The organism is candidate division KSB1 bacterium, from assembly GCA_034506335.1.
Taxonomy (GTDB): domain Bacteria; phylum Zhuqueibacterota; class Zhuqueibacteria; order JANLFK01; family Oleimicrobiaceae; genus Oleimicrobium.
The window spans coordinates 16,118-40,828 of sequence record JAPDPR010000017.1; the positions used below are offsets into that span (position 1 = coordinate 16,118).

The following is a 24,711-nucleotide window of genomic DNA, read 5'->3' on the forward strand; positions in this document are numbered from 1 at the left end:
TGCCTACCCCCTTTCCTGCGCTGAGGCACAGAGCGTGTGCCAATGGTCCAAAGCATTCGGCAAGCCTAAGGCATTCAGGTAGTCGGCCTCCAGCGTGGGTTGAGGTAGTCCGCTGCTGTTTGGCTCTATGCTGTGGGCCACGGCATCTGCAATGTGCACTGCGGCAAGGGGCCCACGCTGGAGGCTCTCACACCGGTGCGGGGCATGGTGGTAAGCCATAGCTTCCACCACAGGATCTGGAAGCCCCCAGAGACCCATGAGGTATGCACCCACCTCCGCATGACCCGCACCAAAGACTGCCTCCTCCGCCTGCTGCATAATCACGCCTCTTTGCTGCGCGAGTATCCGTGCTCTGCCGTACTCATTTGGGAAATTGGTCGCCAGCACCAACTTGCCTGCGTCGTGCAGCATACCCGCCATGATGGTCTCGTCTGTGGTGCGTGCGTCGGCTCCCCAGTGCCGGGCCAAGAGGCGCGCCAGGCCACACGCACACAGACTATGCTGCCACAGCTCTTCGACGTGACCACACTCGATCTGCCGTTGTTCCAGTTGCGCGAACACCCCTGCTGCGAGCACCAGGGCGCGCACCGTGTCCAGCCCCAGGTAAATCGTCGCCTCCACGGGGTCGGCAATGGCACGCTGCAAGCCAAAGTAGGCCGAGTTTACCAGCTGCAGCACCTTGGCGGTCATGCCCACGTCCTGCGCCACTAGCTGTCCCACGGTGCGGATCGAAGCATTAGGGGCCTGCACCTCAGCCAGCACCCTCTGGTAGAGAGCCGGCAGGCTGGGTAAGGTGGTCATCTGCGCCACCAGCTTGACCAACCGCTCCTGCGCAAGGTATTGCCGCAGCCCACACGCACGGCTTATTACCCTCCGCAGCAGGTCAGAGTCGCACGGCTTGGCCAAGTACTGATGAGCAGTCCCCACTGAGCGCAGGACCGTCTCCCGGTCCGAGTAGCCGGACAGCACAATGCGCACCGTCTGCGGCTGCCGCTGCCGGACTCGTTCCAGGAGCTCGGCGCCATCCATGCCGGGCATGCGCATATCGGTGACCACCACATCAAATGGCTCTTCCTCCAGGAGAGCTAAAGCCTCCTGCCCTCCGCTCACGAAGCGCATATCCCACTCGCTGCGCATGGGATGCAAGAGACGCTGCAACCCCTGGAGCACCCGCGGTTCGTCATCGACAAACAGAACGCGTCTTTTCATGGTGCCTTCCTCAGGACCCGTCGACCGGCAGACGCACGATGAAAGTGGTCCCTCTGCCCTCTTCAGTTTCGAACGTGATGGAACCGCCGTGCTTTTCGACGATCACGTTGTGGGCAATGGCCAAACCTTGCCCCGTGCCTTTACCAACCTCCTTCGTGGTAAAGAAAGGATCAAAAATCCGATGCCTGATGGCAGCCGGAATGCCTGTGCCGGTGTCGCTGATACGGATTTCGGCCCAACCGTTGTTCCGTTGCGTCCGAATGGTGATCTTTCCTTTGCGCTCGGGCCGCGCTCCCACCACGTCCCTGATCGCATGCGCGGCGTTGAGCAGGATGTTGAGAATCACTTGGTTGATCTCATTGGGGAGTCCTTGCACGTGCGGCAAGGTGCTGTCCAGGTCCAATTCCATATCAGCGACGTACTTCCACTCGTTACGAGCCACGGTGACCGTGGTCTCCACTGCTTTGTTCAGGTCCACGGCCGTTTTCTCCTGCCCGCCTGGATGACTAAAGGCGCGCATGGCCTGCACGATGTTGGCCACGCGCTCGATCCCCTCGAGTGACTGCTGTATCGCGAGGGGAATCTCCTGCGTCACATAGTCCAGGTCGACCTCACTTTCCTTTTCTTCGACAGATTCGAGCAGCTGCGGCGTCGCTTGGCCGCTCCGTACTGCCTGCTTGAGTCGGCGATACTGTTCTATTACACCCAAGAGAGAAGCGAAGGCCTCGCGCAAGAAGCGGGTGTTGTCGCCGATGAACTGTGTGGGGGTGTTGATCTCGTGGGCAATGCCTGCCGCCAGCTGCCCGATGGATTCCAGCTTCTGCGCTTGCATGAGCTGATGCTGGAGAATCTTGTGTTCGGTTACTTCCTCTGCCGCCACCAAGAAGCCCGACTTGCCGCCATTCTGCAAAAGGTAGGGGCTAATGGTCACGTTGAGGAATCCCTCGCGCCCATCCGGGCGTTGGTAGCGCAGCTCTTTCAGCGAGACCGTCTGGTGCTCCTTGCAGCAGCGCTCCACCTCAGCCAGGATACGCTGCCACGGCCACTGCACGGGACACCTCTCAAACCGCAGCCCCACCACCTCTGCTGCCGGTGCACCGAAGACCAGCTCCGCCTGTCGGTTCCAGTGCATGACATGCCCGTCCTTGTCCACACCTATCAGCACTGCGGGAACGGCGGCCAGCAGCTGTGCGTTCTGTTCATGCACCTTGGCCAATTCTTTTTCGGCAGCATGGCGATACAATGCAATCTCGATGGCGATATGGAGCTCGCGCGGCTCAAACGGTTTGAGCACATAACCAAAGGGAGTCGTGACCTTGGCGCGCTGCAGTGTCAGGTCATCGGAATTGGCGGTGACAAAGATCACCGGGATGCTCAAGGAGCTGGTGATGCGCTCAGCAGCCTCCACCCCGTCCATCGCACCCCGCAGCTTTATGTCCATCAACACCAGGTCAGGCCTCTTCTCCTGTGCCATGGCGACGGCCCTCTCCCCGGATGTAGCAAGTCCCACTACGTCGTACCCCAGTTGGCGCAGCATGCTCTCCACATCTCTGGCCACAATTGACTCGTCTTCGACTACCAGAATCCGCGGTGCGCCACTCATCTTTCCGTCACCTCTGTGGTTTTCCCACTGCCAGTCTCACCCTTCCCGTACCTCGGCAGGAACATGGTGCACGTCTGCACGGATCGCTTCGACGGCCTTGGCTATGGCGGCAGCGAGTACGTCGATCTCAAAGGGTTTTTGCAGATACCCCAGCGGAGCAGTGGCCATGGCGCGCTCGTAAGTGTCCTGGTCGGTGTTTGCCGTTAAGTAAATGACCGGAATGCCAAAACGCGCTTTGATCTGTTGACCGGCCTCTATCCCGTCGATGTCGCCTCTCAGCTTGATGTCCATCAACACCAGGTCTGGCTTTGTCTGCTCGGCCTTGGTGATGGCCATTTCGCCGGTGGCCGCAAGCCCGGTCACCGTGTACCCCAGGCGGCGCAACATCCCTTGAATATCCAGGGCGACAATCTGCTCGTCCTCAACGACAAGTATCTTTGCGCTCTCTGCCATGACGACCCTCTGCCCCAGCAAGGCGCTGGACCCGTCTCTACGACCGAGCTCCTTCCTCATTGGCCCGCGTCGTGCGCCGGAAAGGTGATAACGAACTCCGTACCTTGGCCCTCGCTCTTCAATTCGATGGAGCCTTCAAGCTGATCCGTCAGGGTTGTGACCAACTGCAAGCCCAACGACTCGGTGTTGCGGAAATCGATCTCCTTGGGGAAGCCGATCCCGTCGTCGGATACGCTCAGCACAATGTCTGTTGCACTCCGCCACATTCGGACGCAGATGGTTCCACGCTCTCGCCCGCGGAAGGCGTGCTTGAATGCATTGGACACCAGCTCGTTGATGATGAGGCCGCAGGGTATGCCGGTGTCCACGCCCAAAGCGATGCCCTCCACCTCCACCCGGAGGGAAATGCTGGCGTTGCTTTCATAAGACCGCGCCACCTGACTGGTGAGGGTGCGCACGTAGGTGCCAAAATCGATGCGGGACAGGTCATCGGAGCGGTAGAGCTGCTCGTGAATGAGCGCCATGGAGCGCACCCGGTTCTGGCTCTCGTTGAAGAGCTCCAAGGTTCGGGGGTCCTCGATGTAATTGGACTGCAGGCGCAGCATGGAGGAGATGACCTGCATGTTGTTCTTCACCCGGTGGTGAATCTCCTTGAGCAGGACCTCCTTCTCCCGTAACGAGGCCTGCAGTGCGGTTTGGGTCATCTTCTGCGCGCTAATGTCGCGGCTGATGCCCACCAGCCCAATCACCCTCCCCTCTTCGTCACGCAGGGGCACCTTCGTGCACAACAGCCACCCAAGCTCGCCATTGGGCAGCACCGTTTGTTCCTCCCGGTTTACCAGCGGCTGCCCGGATTGTAGTACCATCCGGTCCTCTGCGGCATAGCGTTCCGCCGTCTGGATGGGACGAAAATCAAAGTCAGTCCTGCCCAGCGCCTCTGCCTGCGACTGCACACCAAGCGCATGCAAATGCGCCGTGTTGTTGAGGGTAAAGCGTAGTTCTCCGTCCTTGGCGAAGATGCAGTCGGGTAGGGCGTCGATGATCGTGCGCAGGAGGTTACGCTCCTTGGCAAGTGCCTGTTCGGCTTTCCTGCGCGCGGTAATATCGCTGGAAATGCCAAAGGTGCCGACGATATGCCCTTCCTCGTCACGGAGTGGCAGCTTGGAGGTGCGCACCCAGGTCACCGAACCATCCGGCCAGGTTTCCTTCTCCTCGATGCCCAGGATCGGCCTCCCTGTGCGCATGATCTCCCGCTCGTCCTCGTATGCCTGCCGCGCGTGCTCTTCAGTGAAAAAGTCGAAATCGGTCTTGCCCAGCACTTGGGCTGGGTCTTGCACTCCAAACTTTTCCAGCAGCGATTTGCTGACCCTGATGAAACGGCTTTCTGCGTCCTTGAAGTAAATGTTGTCAGGGATAGAATCCATGAGCGCGTTCATGAGGGCTTGTTCCCTGGCCAATGCCTTGTACAGTTCGGCATTAGCAATGGCGATGGCGACCTGGTCGGCCATCACCTTCAGGACAGCGAGATCATTGTCAGAAAACGCGTTCACCTCTTGGCTTTGTATGCTCATCGCGCCTATGACCCGACCCCGCGCGATGAGGGGCAGAGCCACCTCCGATCGTGTCTCCGGCAGCAAAGGATGCTCCAAGTGGACCGAGTCCTCGCGCGTGCATTGCGCCACACGTACTTGGGCATGGGCCATGCACCAGCCAGTCATCGAGGTATCGTCCACAGGAAGTTTGTACCCTTGTGCCAGCAGGGCTTTTCCCGCCTGGCCGGTCGCCGCCCGGAGCACCGCCCACCGACCACTTTCATCGACCAGGTAAAGGCCCACGAAGTAGAGTGCGAATCGCTCGCGCACCAGATGCACCACCTGTTCCGTAAGCACATCGGGGTCAAGCACACTGGCGGCCACATGCCCCACTTCGACGGCAGCTTGCAACAGCATGGCATGCCGTTCGAGGGCAGCCCGTGCTTTCTTCTGCTCGCTGATGTCCCGGATCACGGCAAAGGTGGCAAGGCGCCCCTGGTAGGTGATGATCGTGACGTTGGCCTCCACCTCAATCTCGGACCCGTCTTTGCGCCGGAAGGTGGTCTCATAGCGGCTGGGCACCTCCTCGCCTGCCTGCCGGCGTCGCTGCCGTTCCATGAGCACCTGGACCCCGCGTGCCGTGTACACGTCGCGGTAGTCCTTGTTGAGCAGCTCTTCCGGCTCATAGCCCAAAAGCCGCGCGAACTGGGGATTGAAGAAGATGAAGCGGTCATCCTGACTGATGACGATGGCGTCGTTGACGTTCTCCACCAGCAGACGGTACTTTTCTTCGCTGCGCCGCAGCTCCTCCTCTGCCCGTTTGTGTTTGATTGCGCTGGCGATCTGGTGTGACACCACCTCCAGCAGCTCCACGTCCCTTTCCGTGTACAGGAAGGGGTCGGTATAGCTCTGCACCGCGATGAGCCCAATGACCTCTTCGCCATCTTGCAATGGCACACCCAGCCACACCTTAGGCTTCGTTCCCCAGCATCTGAGCTCACCCTTGGCGACGAGCTCGTCGTAATCGGCCTCTCGCACCAACAACGGGGTACGCGAGCGGATCACCCGGCCAGCAAGAGACTCCGAAGCTGACAGAGGGAGGGGCATCTCATAGCTGTCTCGTTCGTCCACCCAATAAGGAAAGACAATTTGACCCTTCTGGTAGTCGCACAAACCGACCAGGAGATTCGTGCAGTCCAGACACTCGATCAGCGCCATGTGGATGGCACGGAACAGTTCGTGCAGGGTTATGGCGCTGTTGCCGGCGCTGGAGATATTGTAGAGGAGGGAAAGCACCGACATGGCGCGGCGTTGCTCGGTGATGTCCACTGCCAGCGCAACTGTACCCATTACCTGACCGTGGGGGTCATGGAGGGGCGCGAAGGCGCAACGTACCCAGAGCCGCTCGCCGCTTTTCTTGCGGAGCTGCACCTCATGTTCCGCTCTTTGGCCCTGGAGACAGGCTGTCAAGAACTCACGCACCGCATCCTGCTCCCCCTTGTGAGCCAGCAGCAGGTCTATGCCCTTGTGCCCTATCAGCTCCTCAACAGAGTAGCCCGTCATCTGGCAGAAGTGGCGGTTGGCGAAGCGAATCCTCCCCTCCGCATCACAGTACACGAGCCCTTCGCTCATTCCTTGCACGATGGCCTCCAGGCGTTCCTCGCGATCGTGCAGGGTCTGCTCCGCCTTCAGCCTCGCCACGGCGTCCCCCACCTGGGCAGAGAGGAGATGAAGAGCGCCCCGGGCCCGCAAGGGCACCTGATCGAGAGAGGTCGAGGCCACGTTGATACACCCGATCACCTCGCCTTTGTGCACCATCGGCACCACGGCGATAGCGCGCAAAGGGACTTGGGATGGTGTACCCATCCGACGCGTGAGCTCCGCATACGTCGTGAAGATGGATTTGCCCTGCTTGACCAAATGGGTGTTGGGGCAATCAGGCCCGTAGTGCCTGACGCGCGCCACAAACTCTTGGGGCAGGCCCTTTTCGTACATCAGCTGCAGGCCGCCGGTAGCCTCGTCAAGGAGGTAGATCCCACCGCACTCCATGTCGGAAAGGCGCAGGGCCGCCTCCAGGCTCAGGCGCAGACATTCCTCCAGGTCAGTGGCACGGCTCAGAGCCAGCGCCAGCTCGAGCTGGGCGGCGTGCATCTTTGCCATCCACTGGCGTTCGCTAATGTCCCGGATCACGGCAAAAGTGGCGGGACGACCGCGGTGGTCCACGATCGCCACGTTCACCTCCACCTCCAGCTCTGTGCCATCTTTGCGACGAAAAGTCGTCTCGTACCGTGCAGGCACCTGCTCGCCGCGCTCTCGGGCCAGGGCGCGCTTGCTGAGGATCTCCATTCCTCGCTCGGTGTGCAGCTCCCTGTAGTCCATTCTCATCAGCTCATCGGGCTGGTAGCCCAACATCTCCGCAAAGCGCGCGTTGAAAAAGACAAAGCGATGGTTCTGACTCATCACGATGCCGTCGTTCACGCTGTCCAGAATGAGGCGGTAGAGTTCCTGTCCGTGGGCTAAAGCGGTGGTCTTCGTTCCTTCCGGCACCAGGGTGCCGACGACCAGCTCCTCGCCCCGTTCGCCCACAGCCGCAAACGTAGCCCGTACGCGCGTGGGTGCTCCGCCGTCGCCCATCACCTGCAGAGGGCCGCCCACTGGTCCCGAATGGACCTTCAACTGCGCGAACCAGTGCTCTACGGTCTGGCGGTCCCCCGGCCTGACGATGCTTAGGAAGCTTTGACTCTGCCTTCCATTCTTCGCAAAACAGCCATTAAGCAAGTGCTGGGCCTCCGGGTTGCGAAAGACCACCCGCCCGCGGCGCAGGGCTACTGCCGCCACCTGCATCGCGTCCAGCACCGGTCGAAGCTGCGCCAGAGTCTGCTTCCAGGTTTGCACTCCTGCACTGCGTCCAGCGAGCACCTCGCTCTCTTTCTCCATCCTCACCACCTCACCTTACGCCACACTTCCCGCTTCCACCGACGGGTTAACTTGCAGCATGCACTGCACCTACACCGGCGCAATGCTGCGGCATCAATGGTCATGCGCCGCAAACGTGATGCGGAACTCAGTGCCCCTTCCATTGCTGATCAATTCCAGGTTCCCTTCCAGTTGGCCCACCAGCGTGTTCACCAATTGCAAGCCAAGGGAATCCGTATTCCGAAAATCAATCTTTTTGGGAAAACCGACTCCGTCATCGGCCACACTCATCACGTACTGGCCGTTAGATCGACTCATGCTCACCACCACCGTCCCTTTGCCGTCAGGAAAAGCGTGCTTAAGGGCATTCGACAACAACTCGTTGACGATCAACCCGCAGGGGATGCCAGTATCTACGGCCAGGAAGATGTCTTCAACTTCCACCCTGGTCTGGACTTCGGCGGCACGCTGGCCATAGGAGCGCACCACCTGCCCAGCGAGACTGTGCAGGTACTCGCCAAAGTCGATCATGGCCAAGTTCTTGGACTGGTATAGTTTCTCATGGATGAGGGCCATGGTCTTTACGCGGTTCTGGCATTCGTTGAGGGCCTCTAACGCCTGCGCATCGCTGAGGTAGCCTGCCTGCAGGCGCAGCATGCTAGAGATGACTTGCATGTTGTTCTTCACCCGGTGGTGGATCTCCTTGAGGAGCACGGTCTTTTCCTCCAAGGCCTGTTTGATTTGCTCCTCTGCGCGGCGACGATCCACAATGCCTGCCAGCACGTCCGCCACCGCCTGCAAGAACTCAACCTGGCGCGGCTCGAGGGCTAGACCCTCCTGCAGGTACAGGTTCAGGATGCCCAGCACCCGCCCTCCGGATTTGATCGGCAGGCAACAGTGGCCGTGATGCGTTATCCCTTCGTAACTGACCTCATGGCGCTCGTCCACACGGTCGGCAGTGATGAGGGTTGCTTCCTTGGCGGCGCGCCCACACAGGCAGCGGCCAAAAGGCACGCGCGCGCAGGCCGCCAGCACCGGAGGCGCCATCCCCACCTGTGCCCGCAGGCGCAGTACCTGTTCGCCAGGCTCGGCCAAGAAGATTGCGCCCCTCGCTTCCACCGACAGCAATTGCACCTGGGTGACCCTCTGCAGGGCCCATTCCAGCAGTGTATCCAAAGGCACCTGCGACAGCGACAGGGACAGCAACTCATTGAGCGCCGCCAGCGACTGATAACCCCAGCGCAGTTCCTCTTCCAGCCGTTTACGCTCGGTAACGTCGCGGGCTATCCCCTGGACGGCGTACGGTTTGCCATCACGCACGATCACTGAAGAAGTGGTTTCCACGTCCACATAGGTGCCATCCTTACGTCGCACGCGGAACTCAGTAGTGGCACACTGCTGACCAGTCTTCACCAGCTCGTCTAATGTCTGCAGCGCCAAAGGCAATTGCTGGGGATCCAGCACATCCTGGAATGCGAGGGATTGGACTTCCTCCTCCTTGTAGCCGAAGAGCTTCAGGGTCGCAGGGTTGGCGTCCAAGAATTTGCCTTCAAAGTCATGCAGGAATACACAGTCCATCGAGCGGTCGAACAAGGCGCGATAACGTTCCTCGCTTTCGCGCAGGCGTGCTTCCATGGCCTTGCGCTCGCTGATATCCCGCACTATGCCGATGGCATGCCAGGCACCCTTGAACTGCACGGCGGACAGCGACAGCTCAATGGGGAACTGGGAGCCGTCCTTGCGGAGGGCGTTCAACTCCAGTGTCTTGCCGATGGCCGCGCCTTGCCCTGTGGCGCGGAAGCGGGCAAAGGCGGCATCGTGCGCCGCGCGCAGTTCGTCCGGCACCAGCACCGCGTGCAGGTTGCGCCCCACAATCTCCTCAGCGCCATAACCGAATATGTGCGCCGCCGCCTTGTTCCACAGGGTCACGTTGCCCTCCTGGTCCAGCATGACTACACCATCAAGCGCGGCATCCACAAGCGCCCGCACCTGTGCCTCTTGATCGCGCAGTCGCTGTTCCGCCTGCACCCGCTCGGTCACATCCCGGAAGCTCCACACGCGGCCCACTGCTGTCTCGCCCACTCGTTGCGGCCGCGAGTAACGCTCAAAGACCCGTCCGTCCTTGAACTCGAGCACGTCGTAGCTTTCTGCCTCCGGGTTGCTATACAGCTCCCGTACCTTGGTCAGGAACCGCTCGGGCTCTTTGAGTTGACCCAACACGTATGCCAGGAGGGCGTCATCGTCACGTGTGCTTAGCAGCTCCTCAGGGATGCGCCACATCTCCTGGAACTTGCGGTTGTAGCTCTGCACCTTTCCGTGATGGTCGACCACCAAAATGCCATCGGCGGTTGCCTCGAGCGTCGCCTGCAGCAGCGAGAGGGCCTGCTGGAGCTGTTGCTCATGGCGCTTCCGTTCGGTAACGTCACGGATGATGCCCCCAACCGCCCGCTTCCCAGCAGCCACCACCGGAAACTTGGTGGTCTCGAAAATTCTGTCCCCCACCACCTCCTCATTGGTCACGGGGCATCCGCGCGCCAAGGCCTCAAGGTCGGTCTCTCGGCAGCGTTGCGCGGGACCTTCCGGCATCAGCTCAAAATCCGTCTTGCCCACCACCTCTTCCGCTGGCAGCCCATAGAACGCGGCCATGGCTGCGTTCACCATTAGGTAGCGGAACTCTTGGTCCTTCAGGAACACCATGTCGCTGGTGGCGTTGACGAAGGCGTTATACCGTGCCTCGCTCTCGCGCAGCTTCTGCTCGGCGATCTTGCGTCTCGTGATGTCCCGCGCGATCCCCTCTATGGCAATTAAGTTCCCCTGCTCATCGCGGATGGCCACATTGCGCTGCTCGGTCCAGATGATGCGGCCGTCCTTTCGCACCCACCGCAGCACAACGGGCGTGCTGTCCACCTGGCCTTGGAAATACTTCTCCAGGATGGGGCGATCCTCCGGATGCACCAGGCGCAGCCCAAGCTGGGGGTCGGCGTAGTGTTCTTCTGGCGTATAGCCCGTGATGGCAGTTGCGGCCGGGCTGACGTACGTGAAGCCCGGCTTGGGGACAAACTCGTAGCGATAGATGATGTCCTGCGCGTTTTCGGCCAGGCGGCGGAAGCGCTCCTCGCTCTTTTGCAGCGCCTCAGAAACCTTCCGCTGCTCAGTGATATCTTGTGCTGCCCCATAGATGCGCGTGATACGGCCGGCCGCGGGGTCGAACACGGGTATGGCATAGTCGCGCAGCCACCGCACCTGCCCGTCTTTGGTCAAGAAGCGAAATTCAGCGGTATCCGCTTCGCCCTGCTGGACCTTGCGCGCGTGTGCCAAGGCGGCAGGAACGTCCTCCGGGTGCAGCATGGAACGCCACCCTCCCCGCGCATCGATCTCGTCCATGGTATAGCCGAAGATGCGAGTGAATGAGTCAGTGAGCCATTCCCCGGTCATAGTGCCATCAGGCTCCACACGGAAGGAGTAGGCGTAGTCGGAGATCATCTGCGAAATGTACCGGTAGCGCTCCTCGCTCTCGCGCAGGGCCCTTTCCGCCTTGCGTCGCTCTGCAATGCTGCGCACCACCACCAGGTCGGCCGGCCTGCCCTCGTAGTTGACGAGTCCGGCGTTCAGCTCCACCTCATGCCGGCCCCCTGACCGATCCACCAGTACCGTCTCGCAAAGCGAAGAAACCTCTTCGCCGCGCATGCGTCGCTCGTAACGCTCCACAAGGCGGGGCAGCTCCTCTGGCGGCACAAATTCGGCCATGGGCCTGCCCAAGAGCTCCTCTGCTGTTCCACCCCACATGGCTGCAAGAGCGGGGTTGGCGTAGCGCACGACCCCATCCTGAATGACCACAATCCCGTCGCGCAGGCGGTCCGCAAGACTTCGGTATTTTTCCTCACTCTCGGCCAGGGCCTTTTCCTTCTGCACCAAGTCGGTCACGTCGCGCGAAACACCTACCAAGCCGACCACGTTCCCATCCCGGTCACGAATGGGCACCTTGGTCTTGGAGCGATACGTCACCCGGCCGTCAGGCGTGATGGTCCGCTCTACTTGCCCGACCATGGGCCGACCCGTACGCAGGGCCCGCTGCTCGTCCTCGAAGAAACGTTGCGCATCCTCGGGTGGGAAAAAGTCAAAATCGGTCTTACCTATGGCCTCGCGCGGGTGTTTGAGGCCTAGGGCTGCTGCAAAGGCCTTGTTCAGGCGGACAAAGCGCGAGTTCTTATCCTTAAAAAATACATAGTCTGGCACGTTGTCCATGAGCGCGTAGAGCAAATCACGCTCCTGGAGGAGCGCTTGCTCAGCCTGATGACGCTCGGTGACATCGGTGATGAAAAGCAGCAGGGCCGGGCGCCCTTCCCAGGCAAAGTTCACCGCGTTGAACTCCACCCAGTGTGTCTTGCCGTCTTTGGCCAACACGCGCGTCACTCCGAACCCAGGCGTCTTCTCTCCCTGCATGCGCTTCTCATATTGCGCCATGATCGACTGGCGGTCCTCAGGGTGGACGAACCGCTCCAACGCCGAACCCACCAGCTCTTCCGGACCCCACCCGGTGATGGTGCTGATGCGCGCGTTGGCATAGACAATGAGGTGTTCCTGCACCACGACGATGGCCTCGTGCGCGTTCTCCACGAGAACCCGATAGTGGTGCTCCGCCGTCTCACGGAGCTCTTTCTCCCCTTTCGCTTCGGTCAGATCCGTACCCACGCCGACCAGGAGCCGCTTGCCTGCCCAAGTAGCCCGGGCGGTGTGATATTTGACCGTCTTCTCTTGGCCTTTCACACGTGCGTGCCCCTCAGGTGTCCTCTTGTGCTCGCTTTTCTCGCGGTCTTTACTCGCATCTCGCTGCGTCCGCCTGTCCCGAGTAAGATGCCCATTGCCGCCCAACATAGCCGTAGCAGCAAGGTTGGCTTGCAGTGCTTCGCCTGAGCCCTCCATTATCGCCGCGGGGTGGACATTCCCCACAGACAGGGCACGGTAGCGCTCCTCATAGTCCTTTCGTTCCCTCGCGAGCTCTTCACGCCTCGCGGTGGCGCGGAGTGTGGCGACAGAGGCCCCGATGTCCGCCGCTAGTTCATTGAGCAATTCGATCTCCTGAGCATCGAAGGCATCGGCCTCTTGTGCATACACGTTGAGGGCGCCGAACACTTTGCCTTCGACCATGATGGGGATGGCGGCGGAGGAGCCATAGCCGCAGCGTAACGCTTCTTCGCGCCAGGAGGCAAAACGCGGGTCAGTGGCGATGTCGGTACACACCACCGGTGCGCCGGTGCGAATAGCCGTACCGGTAGGTCCCCGTCCGCGCGGCCTGTCCGCCCAGGTGATACGCAGCCCTTCCAGGTACCCTTGCTCGAATCCGGCTTGCGCCACCGGCCGCACTGGTTTACCGCGCGTGTGTTCGGCTACCCCAATCCAGGCCAGCCGGTAGTTCCCCTCTCTGACCAGGACCTCGCAGGTGCGCTGCAAGAGTTCCTGCTCGTCCCGCGCGCCCAAGCGCACTTTGTTCGCCTCACGCAGCACGCGCAGGGCGCGATTCACCCGCCGCAGACGCTCCGCCGCCCACCGGCGTTCGCTGATGTCCTCAATGAAGCCGCTCACCGTCACTACCCGGCCCTCGGGGTCTCGCACCGGCACTGCCATCTCGCGCACCCACCTGGTGGTGCCGTCTTTTCTGACAATGCGGTACTCGATCTGAAACCCATTCTGCCCGGTATCGCCAGGCAATGCGCGCTGGTCCCGCACCTTGCTCCGATCCTCAGGGTCGATCAGGCGCCACCACAGCCCCGCATCGCCAACAAACTCCCCGGGGGCGTGGCCGGTCAGCTCTTCGACCTTGCCCGAGATGAAAAGGAAGCGCAGCGCTTCGTCCGGCAGGCAGCTGTAGACGACCACCGGGAGGTTCTCGCTCAGTTGCCGGTAGCGCTCCTCGCTCTGGCGCAATTGCTTTTCTGCTTCCTTGCGACGAGTAATGTCGCGGAGGTGCATCACCACCAGGCTTTTGCCGTTGAGCGCGACTTTGGACAGTGACAGCTCTACCGGTAGGAGCTTGTCCTTGCCCTTGGCCTCCATCTCTAACACTTGATCGGGCCCTGCAGGCTCCTTCCCGGCAAAGCATTGTTTCACCAATTGCACGCAGTCCGGACCGAAAAGCAGATCGATTTTGCGCTCGAGCATCTGGTCCTTGCTGTAACCGAATAGCGCCTCCGCCGCGGGGTTGAAGATCTTCACCTTGCCCTGGCGGTCGACGACAATCATCGCATCGCGGGTGGAATCGATGATGTTGTTGAGCATGATCTCCTTGTGCCGAATGGTCTCCTGAGTTTCTTTGCGCTCGCTCAGGTCACGGATGGTGGCGCTGTAGAAAGTACGATCGCCCACGCACCAGGAGGCTAGCGAGTGTTCAGCCGGAAACTCGGTGCCATCTTTGCGCAACCCCACGGACTCGCATGTACGCCCCTCGAAGAGCACCCGCTCTTTGCGCGCCTCTTCCTGAAAGAGGCCTCTGAAGCGTTCTCGGAAACGCTCCGGCATCAAGACGGTGAGAGACCTGCCCACTAGCTCGGCGGTCGTGTAGCCAAACACCCGCATCGCCGCCTGGTTACAGAAGAGGATATCTCCTTTCTCGTCGGCGATGATGACGGCCTCGCTGGCGCTATCTACAACCGCGCGAAACCGTTGCTCGCTCTCGCGCAGGACCTGTTCCAGCCGGTGGCGGTGCAGGGCCATCTCCACGGTCGCAAGCACCTCGCGCTCCTCAAAGGGCTTGAGGATGTAGCCGAAGGGCTGCGCCTGTTTGGCCCTTTGGAGCGTAGCTTCGTCCGAGTGCGCGGTCAGAAACACCACCGGCACACCGAAACGGGAGTAGACTTCGCTGGCGGTCTGGATGCCGTCCAGCTCGCCCTTCAGTCCGATGTCCATGAGTACAAGGTCGGGCCGTTCCGCTTCCACTGCCTTTAACGCCGCCTTACCCGAGGCGGCATGTCCCACCACCCGGTGGCCAAGCCTTTCTAACAGCCTGGACAAGTCAGCTGCCACCAGACTCTCGTCTTCGACCACCAGAATGCGCTTGGCATCTTCCATTTGTGTTGTCCTCGCCATGCCTCCCGCCCATTTAGGGCAGGAATGCTATCCCCTTTCCTCTGCCGGAAACTGGATACGGAACTCCGTTCCGACCCCGTTGCTAATCAGCTCCACTGAGCCTTCCAACTGCGTCGTGAGCGTGTTGACGAGCTGTAGGCCCAGCGAAGGTGTATTGCGAAAATCCACGTCCTTTGGAAAACCGACCCCGTCGTCCTTCACGCTCAGCACATAGGTGCCATTGTTGCGCTGCAGGCTCACCGTGATCTGGCCGCTTCTGCCTCCGGGGAAGGCGTGTTTGAGGGCGTTGGAGACCAGCTCATTGACGATCAAGCCGCAGGGGATTCCGGTCTCCACGCTCAGATGTACATCGCCGACCTCGACGTTCAGAGTCACATCCGGCCGACCGCTGTAGGAGCGGAACAAGTGACTGGTGAGGTTGCGCAGATAGTCCGCAAAGTCGATGCGTGCTAGATCCTGCGACTGATAAAGCTTCTCGTGGATGAGGGCCATGGACTTGACGCGGTTCTGGCTCTCCTGGAAGAGCTCCAGGGCCTGCGGGTCCTGGATGTACCCCGCCTGCAGCCGCAACATCGAGGAGATCACCTGCATGTTGTTTTTGACCCGGTGGTGAATCTCCTTGAGCAGGACCTCTTTTTCCTTGAGGGATGCGGTCAGCTTTTCCATGGCACGATTGCGCTCGGTAACATCGATAGCCATCTCGAAGCGCACAGACCGTCCGTCGGGCCAGCGAATGACCCTGTCCACCAGGTGGAAATCGCGGTCCAGGACCGGATTGTGGTAGTCCCATTCGTAGGGTTCGCCGTTGAGCTGACGGATGCGGTCATTGGTACAGAAGGAGCATGGGGCATCGTATCCTTGAAAATTCCGGTAGCAAATGCCTCCCACCAGCGGTATGTTGAATGCGCGTTGCAGCGCTCTGTTGGCGAACAGAATTTCATACGTGTCCATGTCCACCACATAGATAGGTTCGCTGATGCTGTCCATCACGGAGATGAGCTGCTCCCGCTCCGCCCGCAGGGCCTGCTCCACCTGTTTGAGGGTGGCAACGTTCAGGAAACTCTCCACCAGCAACGTTTTGCCTCGCCGCCGCACGGTCACCACCGTCTTGATGATCGGCAGCGCTTCCCCGTGTGCCGTCAGGAGCGTGCTTTCCGCATAATCCAGCTCGCGACCCAGGTCGGTCACTGGGCATTGGCCAGGTTCGGTCGGACACAAGAACTGATGGCAGGGTTTGCCGAGGATCTGCTCCTCCGGCAGTCCGATGAGCCCGGCAGCGGCACGGTTGACGCCCACCACTTTGTGCGTTTTGGCGTCAATGGTGATGATGCCTGCCACAGTGGAGTCCACCAGGGTGCGAAGATGGTCTTCGCTCTCGCGGAGGGCCACTTCTGCGCGCCGTCGCTCACTGACCTCCGCGTTCAGCTCGGCATTGGCCTTGCGCAGCTCGGCCGTCCTCTGCTCCACCCGTGCTTCTAGCTCGGCATTACGTCTGATGACTGCGCGCGTCCGCCATTGCACGGCGGCAAACCCAAGGAGGGCGAACACAACGACTGCACCCGTCTTGAACCACCATGTGTCCCACAACGGCGGCATTACTTCCACCGCCACTACGACCCGCGGTTGGCTCCACACTCCGTCCATGTTGGCGGCCTTGACCTTGAACTGGTATTTGCCAGGCGGCAGATTGGTGTAGGTCGCGTGCCGCCGCGAACCTACGTAATTCCAATCTGGGTCAAAGCCTTCCATCTTGTAGGCATAGGTGATGCGCAATGGGCACACAAAATGGAGGCCGGTGTACTCGAAAGTGATCACACGGTCGGTGTGGTGCAGATGCAGGAAGCTGGTCTGGCCAATAGGGCGATCCAGTACAACCCGCCCGTTGTACGGCCTGCCCACAGGCACCGGTTGGTTGAATAGGCTGAACCCAGTCAACAGCACCACCGGAGGAGTCGGATCATTCTGGATCCGCTCGGGCACAAAAGCATTAAAGCCCTCCACGCCGCCAAAGTACATGGTGCCATCGCGGCCGGCCAGATACGCGCCTGCATTGAACTCATTGCTCTGCAGCCCGTCGGCGATATCGTAGTTGCGGAATGTGCCGGGAGCCGGGTCGAACACGCTCAGGCCGTTGTTGGTGCTCAGCCACAGCCGTCCCCGACGGTCAGCCAGGATGCCATACACTACATTGTTCGCAAGGCCGTCCCTCTCGGTGTAGACCACGCACTTCCCGGTCCCTGGGTCCAACCGGTTTAGGCCGCCGCCGAGAGTGCCCACCCACAGGGTGCCCTGCGCGTCAGGATAGAGCGAGATCACATAGTCGGTGCTCAGGCTCTGCGGGTCGTCCTCCCGGTGGAGGTAGCGGCGACAGCGCCCAGTGCGGCGGTCAAAAAGGTTAAGACCCTCTCTGGTACCAACCCAGAGCGAGACAGAGTCCGCCTCGCAGATGGCAGACACCCAATTGCTGCTCAGTGAGGCAGAGTCACCTTCGGCTGCTCTGAACCGACGGAAACCCGTGCCCCCCGGCTCAAGGCGCGCCAGGCCGTCGGTGGTACCCACCCAAAGCACTCCCCGGCGGTCGCAATACAGGGCGCGAATGTAGTCGCCGGGCAGGGCCGTGGGGTCAGAGGGATTGGCACGGTAGCGCCTCATGCTCCCTGTACTGCGGGTGATGCGGACCAGACCTCCGCCGTAGGTGCCGACCCACACGTGGCCGAGCGAGTCCTCCGCCAGCGCAAAGACCCGCCTGCCGGTAGTGGCGCTAAAGGGCGTCATATCCAAGAAATACGATTGAAACTCCACCTGCCCAGTGCCACGGCGCCGCATACGCGAAAGCCCATTGTCGGTGCCCACCCAGAGATCGCCAAGCCGATCCTCCAGAAAGGCACGCACGGAGTTGTCGCACAAAGAGCTCGGGTTATCCGGGTCGTGGCGGTAGAGAGCGAACTTGCTCAGGTGCCCCTTGAAGGTGCTCACGCCGTTCATGGTGCCGACCCAAAGCACCCCGTTGCGATCCTGGAGCAGGCTCCAGATGATGTCGCTACGTAAGGAAGCGGGGTCCTTCGGGTCGGGGGCGTAACGCAGGGCATGGCCGGTGGCGGGGTCATATCTGACCAGCCCGCCGCCCCGTGTGCCATACCACACCGTACCCTGGTCATCCTCGTGCACCGTCCAAAGGCGCTCGGTGGGAATGTCCCGGCTGGGGCGGGTGCGGCCTAGGTGGTGGACGAACACCCCCTCTTCTGGATCGAACTCTTCCAGGCCGCCATCGGTTGCCAACCACAGGGTGCCCCTGCGGCTCCCGCAGATGCCCCGCACATAGTCGTCGACCAAGCTCTTTGGGTTGCGAGCATCGTGGCGGTAGCGTGTGAACAGACCCGTGCCCCGTTCCAAGAGGCACAAACCATACCCCTCAGTGCCGACCCAGAGGCGGCCTGCATCGTCTTCGTACACGCAACGCACGTAGTCACTACTGAGCGCGTGGGGATCGAGGGCGTCGGCACGGTAGTGGACAAAGGAACCGGTCGCAGGATCTAACCGGCTCAAGCCACCCCCCAGCGTGGCTATCCAGACAAACCCGTCCCGGTCCACCCACAGACCGCCCACGTTGTTGCTGCTGAGGCCGGCACTGTCCCCCGGTGAATGGGTTAAGGTCCGGATCGTGTCGGCAGCTGGATCGTAGTAGCTCAGGCCCCCTCCGTAGGAGCCGATCCACAGGCCCCCCCGACGATCGGCGGAGAGCGCATAGATGTTGATGAGCGGATTTGCACGGGCGTAACCGGACTTGCGTGGGTCGGAACGGAACACGCGCACGGCGTAACCGTCGTAGCGGTTCAAGCCGTCTTCGGTGCCGAACCAGACGAACCCCATGCTGTCCTGAGCAATACAATAAACCATGCTCTGGGACAAACCCTCCGCCACGCCCAGGTGGCTGAAGCCCTTGGGAATGACGTGGGCCGTGCCGTTGGCCGCTACACTAAGGATCAAGAGCACACAAAGCCTGACCGGGACATGTTTGCCCGCCTCCCCTTGCACTTCGCGCTCAGAAGACCCTGCTTGCCGCATCCAGCGCGGTCTCTTACTTCCGCGATTGACGCTCTCCATCATCCACCTCCACAACCTCCACCCAATGTGTCAATGGACGCTCAGGCCTTTTTCGCCGCCGGCGTTAACGCGCAGGTCACACCGCACGGCGCGCGGCGAGTCTCTCCACGGCGTGCATTCCCACCACGGTAGCTTACGGCCTCCGTGGCCACGCCGGGGCCCCAGCACCCCTTGTCTGGCCTCCACTTTTGTACCCGATTCTTCTTTCCAGCCGAACCGGCCCCCTGGCCCTCTCTTGTGCCGCCTGCCTCGCGGAGTCACAGTGCAGCCGGGGGTTGTCCCCTTGGTTCGACAAAAACCTGCGACAAAGTGGGCCGCATCGGGCCGGGAGCGTCCAGGTTGCCTCTGCCGGCCGGGCACTGGGCCGGTCGCGCGATTTCTCTCGCTTCACCTCCGTGGCTGCACCTAATCGGTTCAGGGTTCCGCCCTTCAGCCTACGATTTGAGCCGGAGGCGTCGCTTTCCGCACAGGCACAGCGAACCGCCTGGCACCGACCTTACCTGTGCCGTACAGGTCTGCGGCACACGCAACCTGGTAGGTTCGGGCGCTGGTCACTGCCTGGCCTACCCTGCCCGCGTCCTCAGGATGGGCCACTTCTACCACAACCAAGGGCATGTCGTCAGCTTCGCTCACCAATGTTATCGCCTCCGCCACCCGACGCTCATCAAAGGGCGGATGTACCACCTGGTGGGGCACATTGCCGAGCATGCGCTCTGCAATTGCATCCACAAGGCACGGAGTCATCGCCACCAACATTCCCCCTCGATGACGCCTGCAGAGGACTCGTCGCAGCTCCAGAATATCCACAAACCGCATCAGCTCCCGCACAAAAACAACCGGCCTCTGGCAGGCACCCAGCTCCACCGCCGCACGGACAGCACGGGCTCTCTTCATCGTCCTCCCTTTTGTCTTTCTCAGTTGGCTCCTTTGATCTCTGCTCGTTTAATCCGCGGCGGATTGTTCCAGCGCGCGCCCTTTGGACATGCGGCCGACCAGGCAACACAAACCAATTTGGGCGGCGGACTTGCGCAGGTAGCTGGTGGCGCCCAGGCGGTAGCTTTCCACCAGGTCCTCCTCGGAATGCGAGGAGGTGAGCACGACCACAGGAATGTCCTTGGTGCGTGCATCCGCCTGCAGACAGCGCAGGACCTCCAACCCGTGCATGTCCGGCAGGCGCAAATCCAACAGAATGAGCTCCGGCTTATGCGCCAGGTCTCGATCCGCAAACTCGCCTGTGCCGAACAAGAACTGCAACGCCCTGCCACCACTGGACATGGTGACAATGTCTCCATCCACGTACGCCTGACGCAAGAGGCGCACCGTGAGACGCCTGTCGTCCGGGTCATCTTCAATTAGCACAATGTACGGCTTTCCCATGATTTCCTCCCTATCCTCCATGGCCTTAGCCGTTTTGGAGCACCGACGCTGTTTCTGGCACTGAAGCGCACGCCTTGGCCTTGAAGCGTAACATGTAGCCCACCGTCGTCCGGTCCCGGCCCGGCAGAGGATGCATCGTCCCTTCAATCGACACCTGCCGGGCGTCCCGCGCGCAGAAGGCGAAGGCAAACGGCGTGGGGTCCCTCATAGTGGGGCAAAGAGAAGAAAGCTCCGGGGCCGGTTCTGCAGAGGTCGAGGCAAACAACTGCATCACCGGCATGCCCGCCGCCTCCATTTGGGCCCAACCGGTCAGGGCCTCGGCTAGCTCGTTCAGGTAGACCACCTCCCCTCGCAGGTTGGCGAAAATGAGCGCATCACCCATCTGGTCGAGGGCTGCGGTCATGAGCTCCTGCGTTGCCCTCAGCCTTTTCTGGCGCTGGTTGTGGAGCAGCGCAAGCTCGACTACAGCCTGCACATCCTTCTCTTCAAACGGCTTGCAGATGAAACCGTAGGGCTCGGTCTCCTTGGCCCGCTGGAAGGTGCCACGGTCCGTGAGGGCGGTCACATACACAACCGGGATGTCGTGGGTAGCTTTGATCTGCCTGGCTGCCTCCACCCCGTCAATCTCCCCCTTGAGGGCGATGTCCATGAGGACTAGGTCCGGCTGCTCTTCGCGGGCGCGTTTGACCCCCTCCTCACCGGTCCGCACGATGCCTGAGACGACAAAGCCAAGGCTACGGAGGATCCCCTCCATGTCCTTGGCCACAATAACCTCGTTTTCCACGATCAACACCCGGGCTTTCGCTTCCATAGTCTCACCTTCGCTCGTGCCTCTGTGCCGCTCAGTCGCTTGGGTGAACGCCGCTATTGGTCGCGCCTGAACAAAATCCTGAACTCGGTGCCACCCCCGTTGGAATTCATCTCGATAGTGCCCTCCAGCTGGTCGGTCAGGGTGGTGACCAACTGCAGGCCAAGGGATTCAGTATTGCGAAAATCGACACCCTTTGGAAACCCCACGCCGTTGTCCCGCACCATGAGCTCATACATGCCGTTCTTGGGAACCAGGGCAACACGCACTTCTCCCTTCCTTCCTGCTGGGAACGCATGCTTCAAACAATTGGAGACCAGCTCGTTGACGATCAGGCCACAAGGGATGGCTGCGTCGATGCCCAAAGAGACCCCCTCCGCATGCGTCACGAGCGCGATGCGCTCAGGGCTCACCCCATAGGAGCGGAACAAATCGTCGGTCAACTTGCGCAGATAGTCGGCAAAGTCAATCCTGCTCAAATCTCTGGACTGATACAGTTTCTCATGGATCAGCGCCATGGACCGGACGCGGTTCTGGCTGTCTTTGAGAACCGCCACCACTTCAGGATTACCAACACACCCCGACTGGAGGTTGAGCATGCTGGAGATGACCTGCATGTTGTTCTTGACCCGATGGTGGATCTCCTTGAGCAGGACCTCCTTTTCCCGCAGCGAAGCTTTGAGCTGTTCGTTGGTGCGTTTTCGCTCTATGGCCATGGCCGCCTGGTTACAGACAAACTGCAAAATCCGCTTTTCCTCCTCGCCGAAGCGAATACCTTCGGTGTAGCTCTGTACCGCCAATACCCCGATGATTCCTTGGGTGCCCACCAATGGGACTCCGAGCCAGTCCACCGAGGGGGTACCGATGGCTTCGACCTCGCCGCGCTCGACCAACTGCGCGAAGACTTCGCGCGAGGCCAACAGTGGCTCACCGGTGCGCAGCACGTATTCTGTCAACCCTCTCTTGAGTTTGCGGGGGCTTGGCGGCTCGTCCTTTTCGTCCACAAAGTACGGGAAGCTCAACATGCCGGACTCCTGGTCAAGAAGCGCGATGTAAAAGTTCTGGGCCGGCATAAGCTCGCCCACGATGGCGTGAATGGACGCGAACAGTCCCTGCAAGTCGGCGGCGGTATTGGCGGCCTCGGAGATCTTGTAGATCGCCTCGCGCACCTTCTCCTCGCGTTTGCGGGCACTGACGTCGCGGAACACCACCTGCGAAGCCTTCTGCCCGGCGAATACCACGGGCGAGGCAGCCACCTCTACATCCAGCACGCTGCCGTCCAGGCGCAGGAACTGCTCCTCGATGGGGGGCGCGGGTTCGCCGGTCTCCATCATCTTGCGCACACGCTCCAGCACTATCTGGCGATAGTCCGGATGGACAAAATCCATCACCGAGGCGCCGAGCATCTCCTCGGGGCTCTTGGCACCCATGATGCGGGCAGCAGCGGGGTTGGCGAATATGACTTTCCCCTGGCTGTGGATGACGATCCCCTCCGGCGAGCTCTCCACCAAGTTCCGGAAGCGCTCCTCACTGGCACGCAGCTCAGCCTCCTGCCTCTTGCGCTCGGAAATGTCGGTATACACGGCCACCACCCCGTGAAGCGTCTCTCCCACGCGAATGGGGGAGCCGGAGACGATCACGTCGACCGGTGTGCCATCTTTGCGTATGCGCACAGCCTCGTGCGCCAGGATGTCTTTGCCGCTCAACACGTGCCGGGTGAGCCCTGCTGCTTCCTCGTGGACGGCACCGGTGGCAATCAACCCGTCCAGGTCCTTGCCCAGAACCTCCTCGCGGCGATAGCCGAAAATCTGCTCGGCGGCCTTGTTCCATTCGACCACCCGATGCTCATTGTCGAGGGTCACAATGGCGCTGGGTGAGTTGTTCAGCACCGATTCCAGGTACTTTTGCCGCCGCTCGATCTCTTCCTCTGCCTTCTTACGGACCGTCACGTCTCTTATTATGGCCACGTACCCGCACAGCTGCTGGTCGGCGGTGCAAAGGGCAGAGACGCTCAGTTCGGCAATGAAGGAACTGCCGTCTCGCCGCAAGAGGATCTGCTCCGCTTGCAGGACCTCTTCTGAGTGACAGGAGGGGAGAGAACTTCGCGCCCATTGGCGGACCGCCTCGGGCAGAAACACGCCCACCTGCGTCCCCACCATCTCCGCAGCCGAGGCGAACCCGAAGAGCTGTGCGGCGCGTTCATTCACCTCAGTGAAGATCCCCATCGGGTTTACCACCAAAATGGCTTCCGGCGAGGTGCGCACCAGAGTCTCGTACAGCTCCTTGGCCTCCTTCAGGGCTGCTTCTTGGCGCTTGCGCTCGGAAATGTCACGCACAATCCCCTCGGTCCCCAAGCAGCGGCCATCGTCGCCCAGGATCAGCCGGGCGCTGATCGAAGCAGAGAACGGCGTGCCGTCGGCATATTTGAGGCGCACCTCGAAATCGCTCACCGCCCGCTCCCTCGCCAGTTCTGCCAGGAAGCGCTCCCGCTCTTCCATGCTAAAGAATACCGTTTCCACGTGCCTGCCAAGGAGCTCCTGCCGCCTGTACCCGTATCGTTCAACCGCGGGGCTCACGTTGCGCAATAGCCCGGAAGTATCTGCGTAAAAGTAGATGTCCTGCATGTTGTCGAAGATGCTGCGCAGGCTCCGCTCGCTCTCCCGTAGCGACTCCTCGGCACGACGACGTTCGCTCGCCTCCATAGCCAGGGCCACCATGTCCGCCATGGAACTGGCAAAGGCCTGTTCTTCCACGGTCCATTGCCTGGGCGCCCCTACGTGTTCATGACACAACACGCCCATGGTCTGGCCGTTCACACGAATGGGCGCGTCCAGCATAGAGCTGATTCCCAGCGGCACAAGGTAGTCGTTGGCAAACTCCCACGTAGTGGTATCGGTACGGGCATCGTGCGCGGGAATAATCCTCTCCTCTTCCAGCGCGGCGAAGTAGGCAGGGTAACGCGACGCCTCAAGTTCGTGACCGGAGGTGTGGCGATTAGCCCCGCGTTCGTAGAGGTTGAGGCAGCGAATCTTGGTCCGCTCCTCGACAAAGAGCCACACCCCCACGCGCTCCACCTCCAGTGTATGAGCAGAAGTCTCGGTGACCTGGTCTAGTGCGGCGCTGAGGTTGCCACTGTAGAGCAAAGGCGCTCCAGATATCCTGGCTAGCGCTCGATTGAAACGTCGCAGCCGCTCCTGCTCATCTTCGCGTCGGGCATCCGCTTGTTTGCAGAGCTCGATTTCGTGCGTCAGGCTCGCCTGTTCACGCCGAAAGAGCCGAAAGCTGGCCTCAACAAGGGCTGTGGCACCGCCTACCGCCAGCAGCCAGGCCACGAGGTCCTTCCCCACGGGCAGCCCCCTCAAGAAGTAGTAATAGGCATGGAATGCGCAGATCAAGACGAAGGCAAGGACAAGCACCGCGATCTTGGTGTGTCGAAGGGGTCTCCCCGATGGCGAGTAAGTGTTCACGTGTTGCTCCATATGCATGCGTTCCTTGTGCGACCCTGGGGTCTCTCCGTCGGATCTGCCCCGAACTGCTCACGGGGCAAACCTGGGGCTCAGTTCGCCCGCCCTAGTTGTGCCTTGGCCTCCGACAGCAAAAGGACTCCCACGGGAGCCCTAATCCGA

Annotated in this window: 10 protein-coding genes; all 10 read right to left on the reverse strand. The window is 61.0% G+C overall.

The window, feature by feature from the left end; all coding sequences use genetic code 11:
- Window positions 1-3: 3 nt before the first annotated feature.
- The 10 genes from ONB25_07080 to ONB25_07125 all read right to left on the reverse strand — a co-directional run bounded on the left by ONB25_07080 (window position 4) and on the right by ONB25_07125 (window position 24,564).
- Entirely contained in the window at window positions 4-1,209 is a 1,206-nt protein-coding gene (locus ONB25_07080) for a response regulator (GenBank protein MDZ7392637.1), read from the reverse strand.
- Window positions 1,210-1,219: 10 nt separating this feature from the next.
- Window positions 1,220-2,812, reverse strand: a complete 1,593-nt coding sequence (locus tag ONB25_07085; protein MDZ7392638.1) for a response regulator — start codon at window positions 2,810-2,812, stop codon at window positions 1,220-1,222.
- A 36-nt stretch (window positions 2,813-2,848) separates the two neighbouring features.
- Entirely contained in the window at window positions 2,849-3,265 is a 417-nt protein-coding gene (locus ONB25_07090) for a response regulator (GenBank protein ID MDZ7392639.1), read from the reverse strand.
- 56 nt (window positions 3,266-3,321) lie between these two features.
- Complete coding sequence (locus ONB25_07095; protein ID MDZ7392640.1) at window positions 3,322-7,734, reverse strand: PAS domain S-box protein; 4,413 nt, start codon at window positions 7,732-7,734, stop codon at window positions 3,322-3,324.
- 93 nt (window positions 7,735-7,827) lie between these two features.
- Window positions 7,828-14,796: a PAS domain S-box protein gene (locus ONB25_07100; protein MDZ7392641.1), complete on the reverse strand. Its 6,969-nt coding sequence runs from the start codon at window positions 14,794-14,796 to the stop codon at window positions 7,828-7,830.
- Between the two features lie 27 nt (window positions 14,797-14,823).
- Window positions 14,824-18,903 carry a PAS domain-containing protein gene (locus tag ONB25_07105; GenBank protein ID MDZ7392642.1) on the reverse strand — a complete coding sequence of 1,360 codons (4,080 nt, stop codon included), beginning with the start codon at window positions 18,901-18,903 and terminating at the stop codon, window positions 14,824-14,826.
- A gap of 426 nt (window positions 18,904-19,329) precedes the next feature.
- Window positions 19,330-19,794 carry a hypothetical protein gene (locus tag ONB25_07110; GenBank protein ID MDZ7392643.1) on the reverse strand — a complete coding sequence of 155 codons (465 nt, stop codon included), beginning with the start codon at window positions 19,792-19,794 and terminating at the stop codon, window positions 19,330-19,332.
- A 48-nt stretch (window positions 19,795-19,842) separates the two neighbouring features.
- On the reverse strand, window positions 19,843-20,277 hold the full coding sequence (locus ONB25_07115) for a response regulator (GenBank protein ID MDZ7392644.1): 435 nt from the start codon (window positions 20,275-20,277) through the stop codon (window positions 19,843-19,845).
- 25 nt (window positions 20,278-20,302) lie between these two features.
- Window positions 20,303-21,088, reverse strand: coding sequence for a response regulator (locus ONB25_07120; protein MDZ7392645.1), 786 nt, complete (start codon window positions 21,086-21,088; stop codon window positions 20,303-20,305).
- Window positions 21,089-21,141: 53 nt separating this feature from the next.
- Window positions 21,142-24,564 (reverse strand): PAS domain S-box protein, encoded by a 3,423-nt coding sequence (locus tag ONB25_07125; protein ID MDZ7392646.1) that lies wholly within the window; start codon window positions 24,562-24,564, stop codon window positions 21,142-21,144.
- Window positions 24,565-24,711 lie beyond the last annotated feature (147 nt).

Excerpts from the sequence above, each read along its gene's own strand:
- ONB25_07080 (MDZ7392637.1), bottom strand. The coding sequence starts at position 1,209 with ATGAAAAGACGCGTTCTGTTTGTCGATGACGAACCGCGGGTGCTCCAG.
- ONB25_07085 (MDZ7392638.1), bottom strand. The coding sequence starts at position 2,812 with ATGAGTGGCGCACCGCGGATTCTGGTAGTCGAAGACGAGTCAATTGTG.
- ONB25_07090 (MDZ7392639.1), bottom strand. The coding sequence starts at position 3,265 with ATGGCAGAGAGCGCAAAGATACTTGTCGTTGAGGACGAGCAGATTGTC.
- ONB25_07095 (MDZ7392640.1), bottom strand. The coding sequence starts at position 7,734 with ATGGAGAAAGAGAGCGAGGTGCTCGCTGGACGCAGTGCAGGAGTGCAA.
- ONB25_07100 (MDZ7392641.1), bottom strand. The coding sequence starts at position 14,796 with ATGGCGAGGACAACACAAATGGAAGATGCCAAGCGCATTCTGGTGGTC.
- ONB25_07105 (MDZ7392642.1), bottom strand. The coding sequence starts at position 18,903 with ATGATGGAGAGCGTCAATCGCGGAAGTAAGAGACCGCGCTGGATGCGG.
- ONB25_07110 (MDZ7392643.1), bottom strand. The coding sequence starts at position 19,794 with ATGAAGAGAGCCCGTGCTGTCCGTGCGGCGGTGGAGCTGGGTGCCTGC.
- ONB25_07115 (MDZ7392644.1), bottom strand. The coding sequence starts at position 20,277 with ATGGGAAAGCCGTACATTGTGCTAATTGAAGATGACCCGGACGACAGG.
- ONB25_07120 (MDZ7392645.1), bottom strand. The coding sequence starts at position 21,088 with ATGGAAGCGAAAGCCCGGGTGTTGATCGTGGAAAACGAGGTTATTGTG.
- ONB25_07125 (MDZ7392646.1), bottom strand. The coding sequence starts at position 24,564 with ATGGAGCAACACGTGAACACTTACTCGCCATCGGGGAGACCCCTTCGA.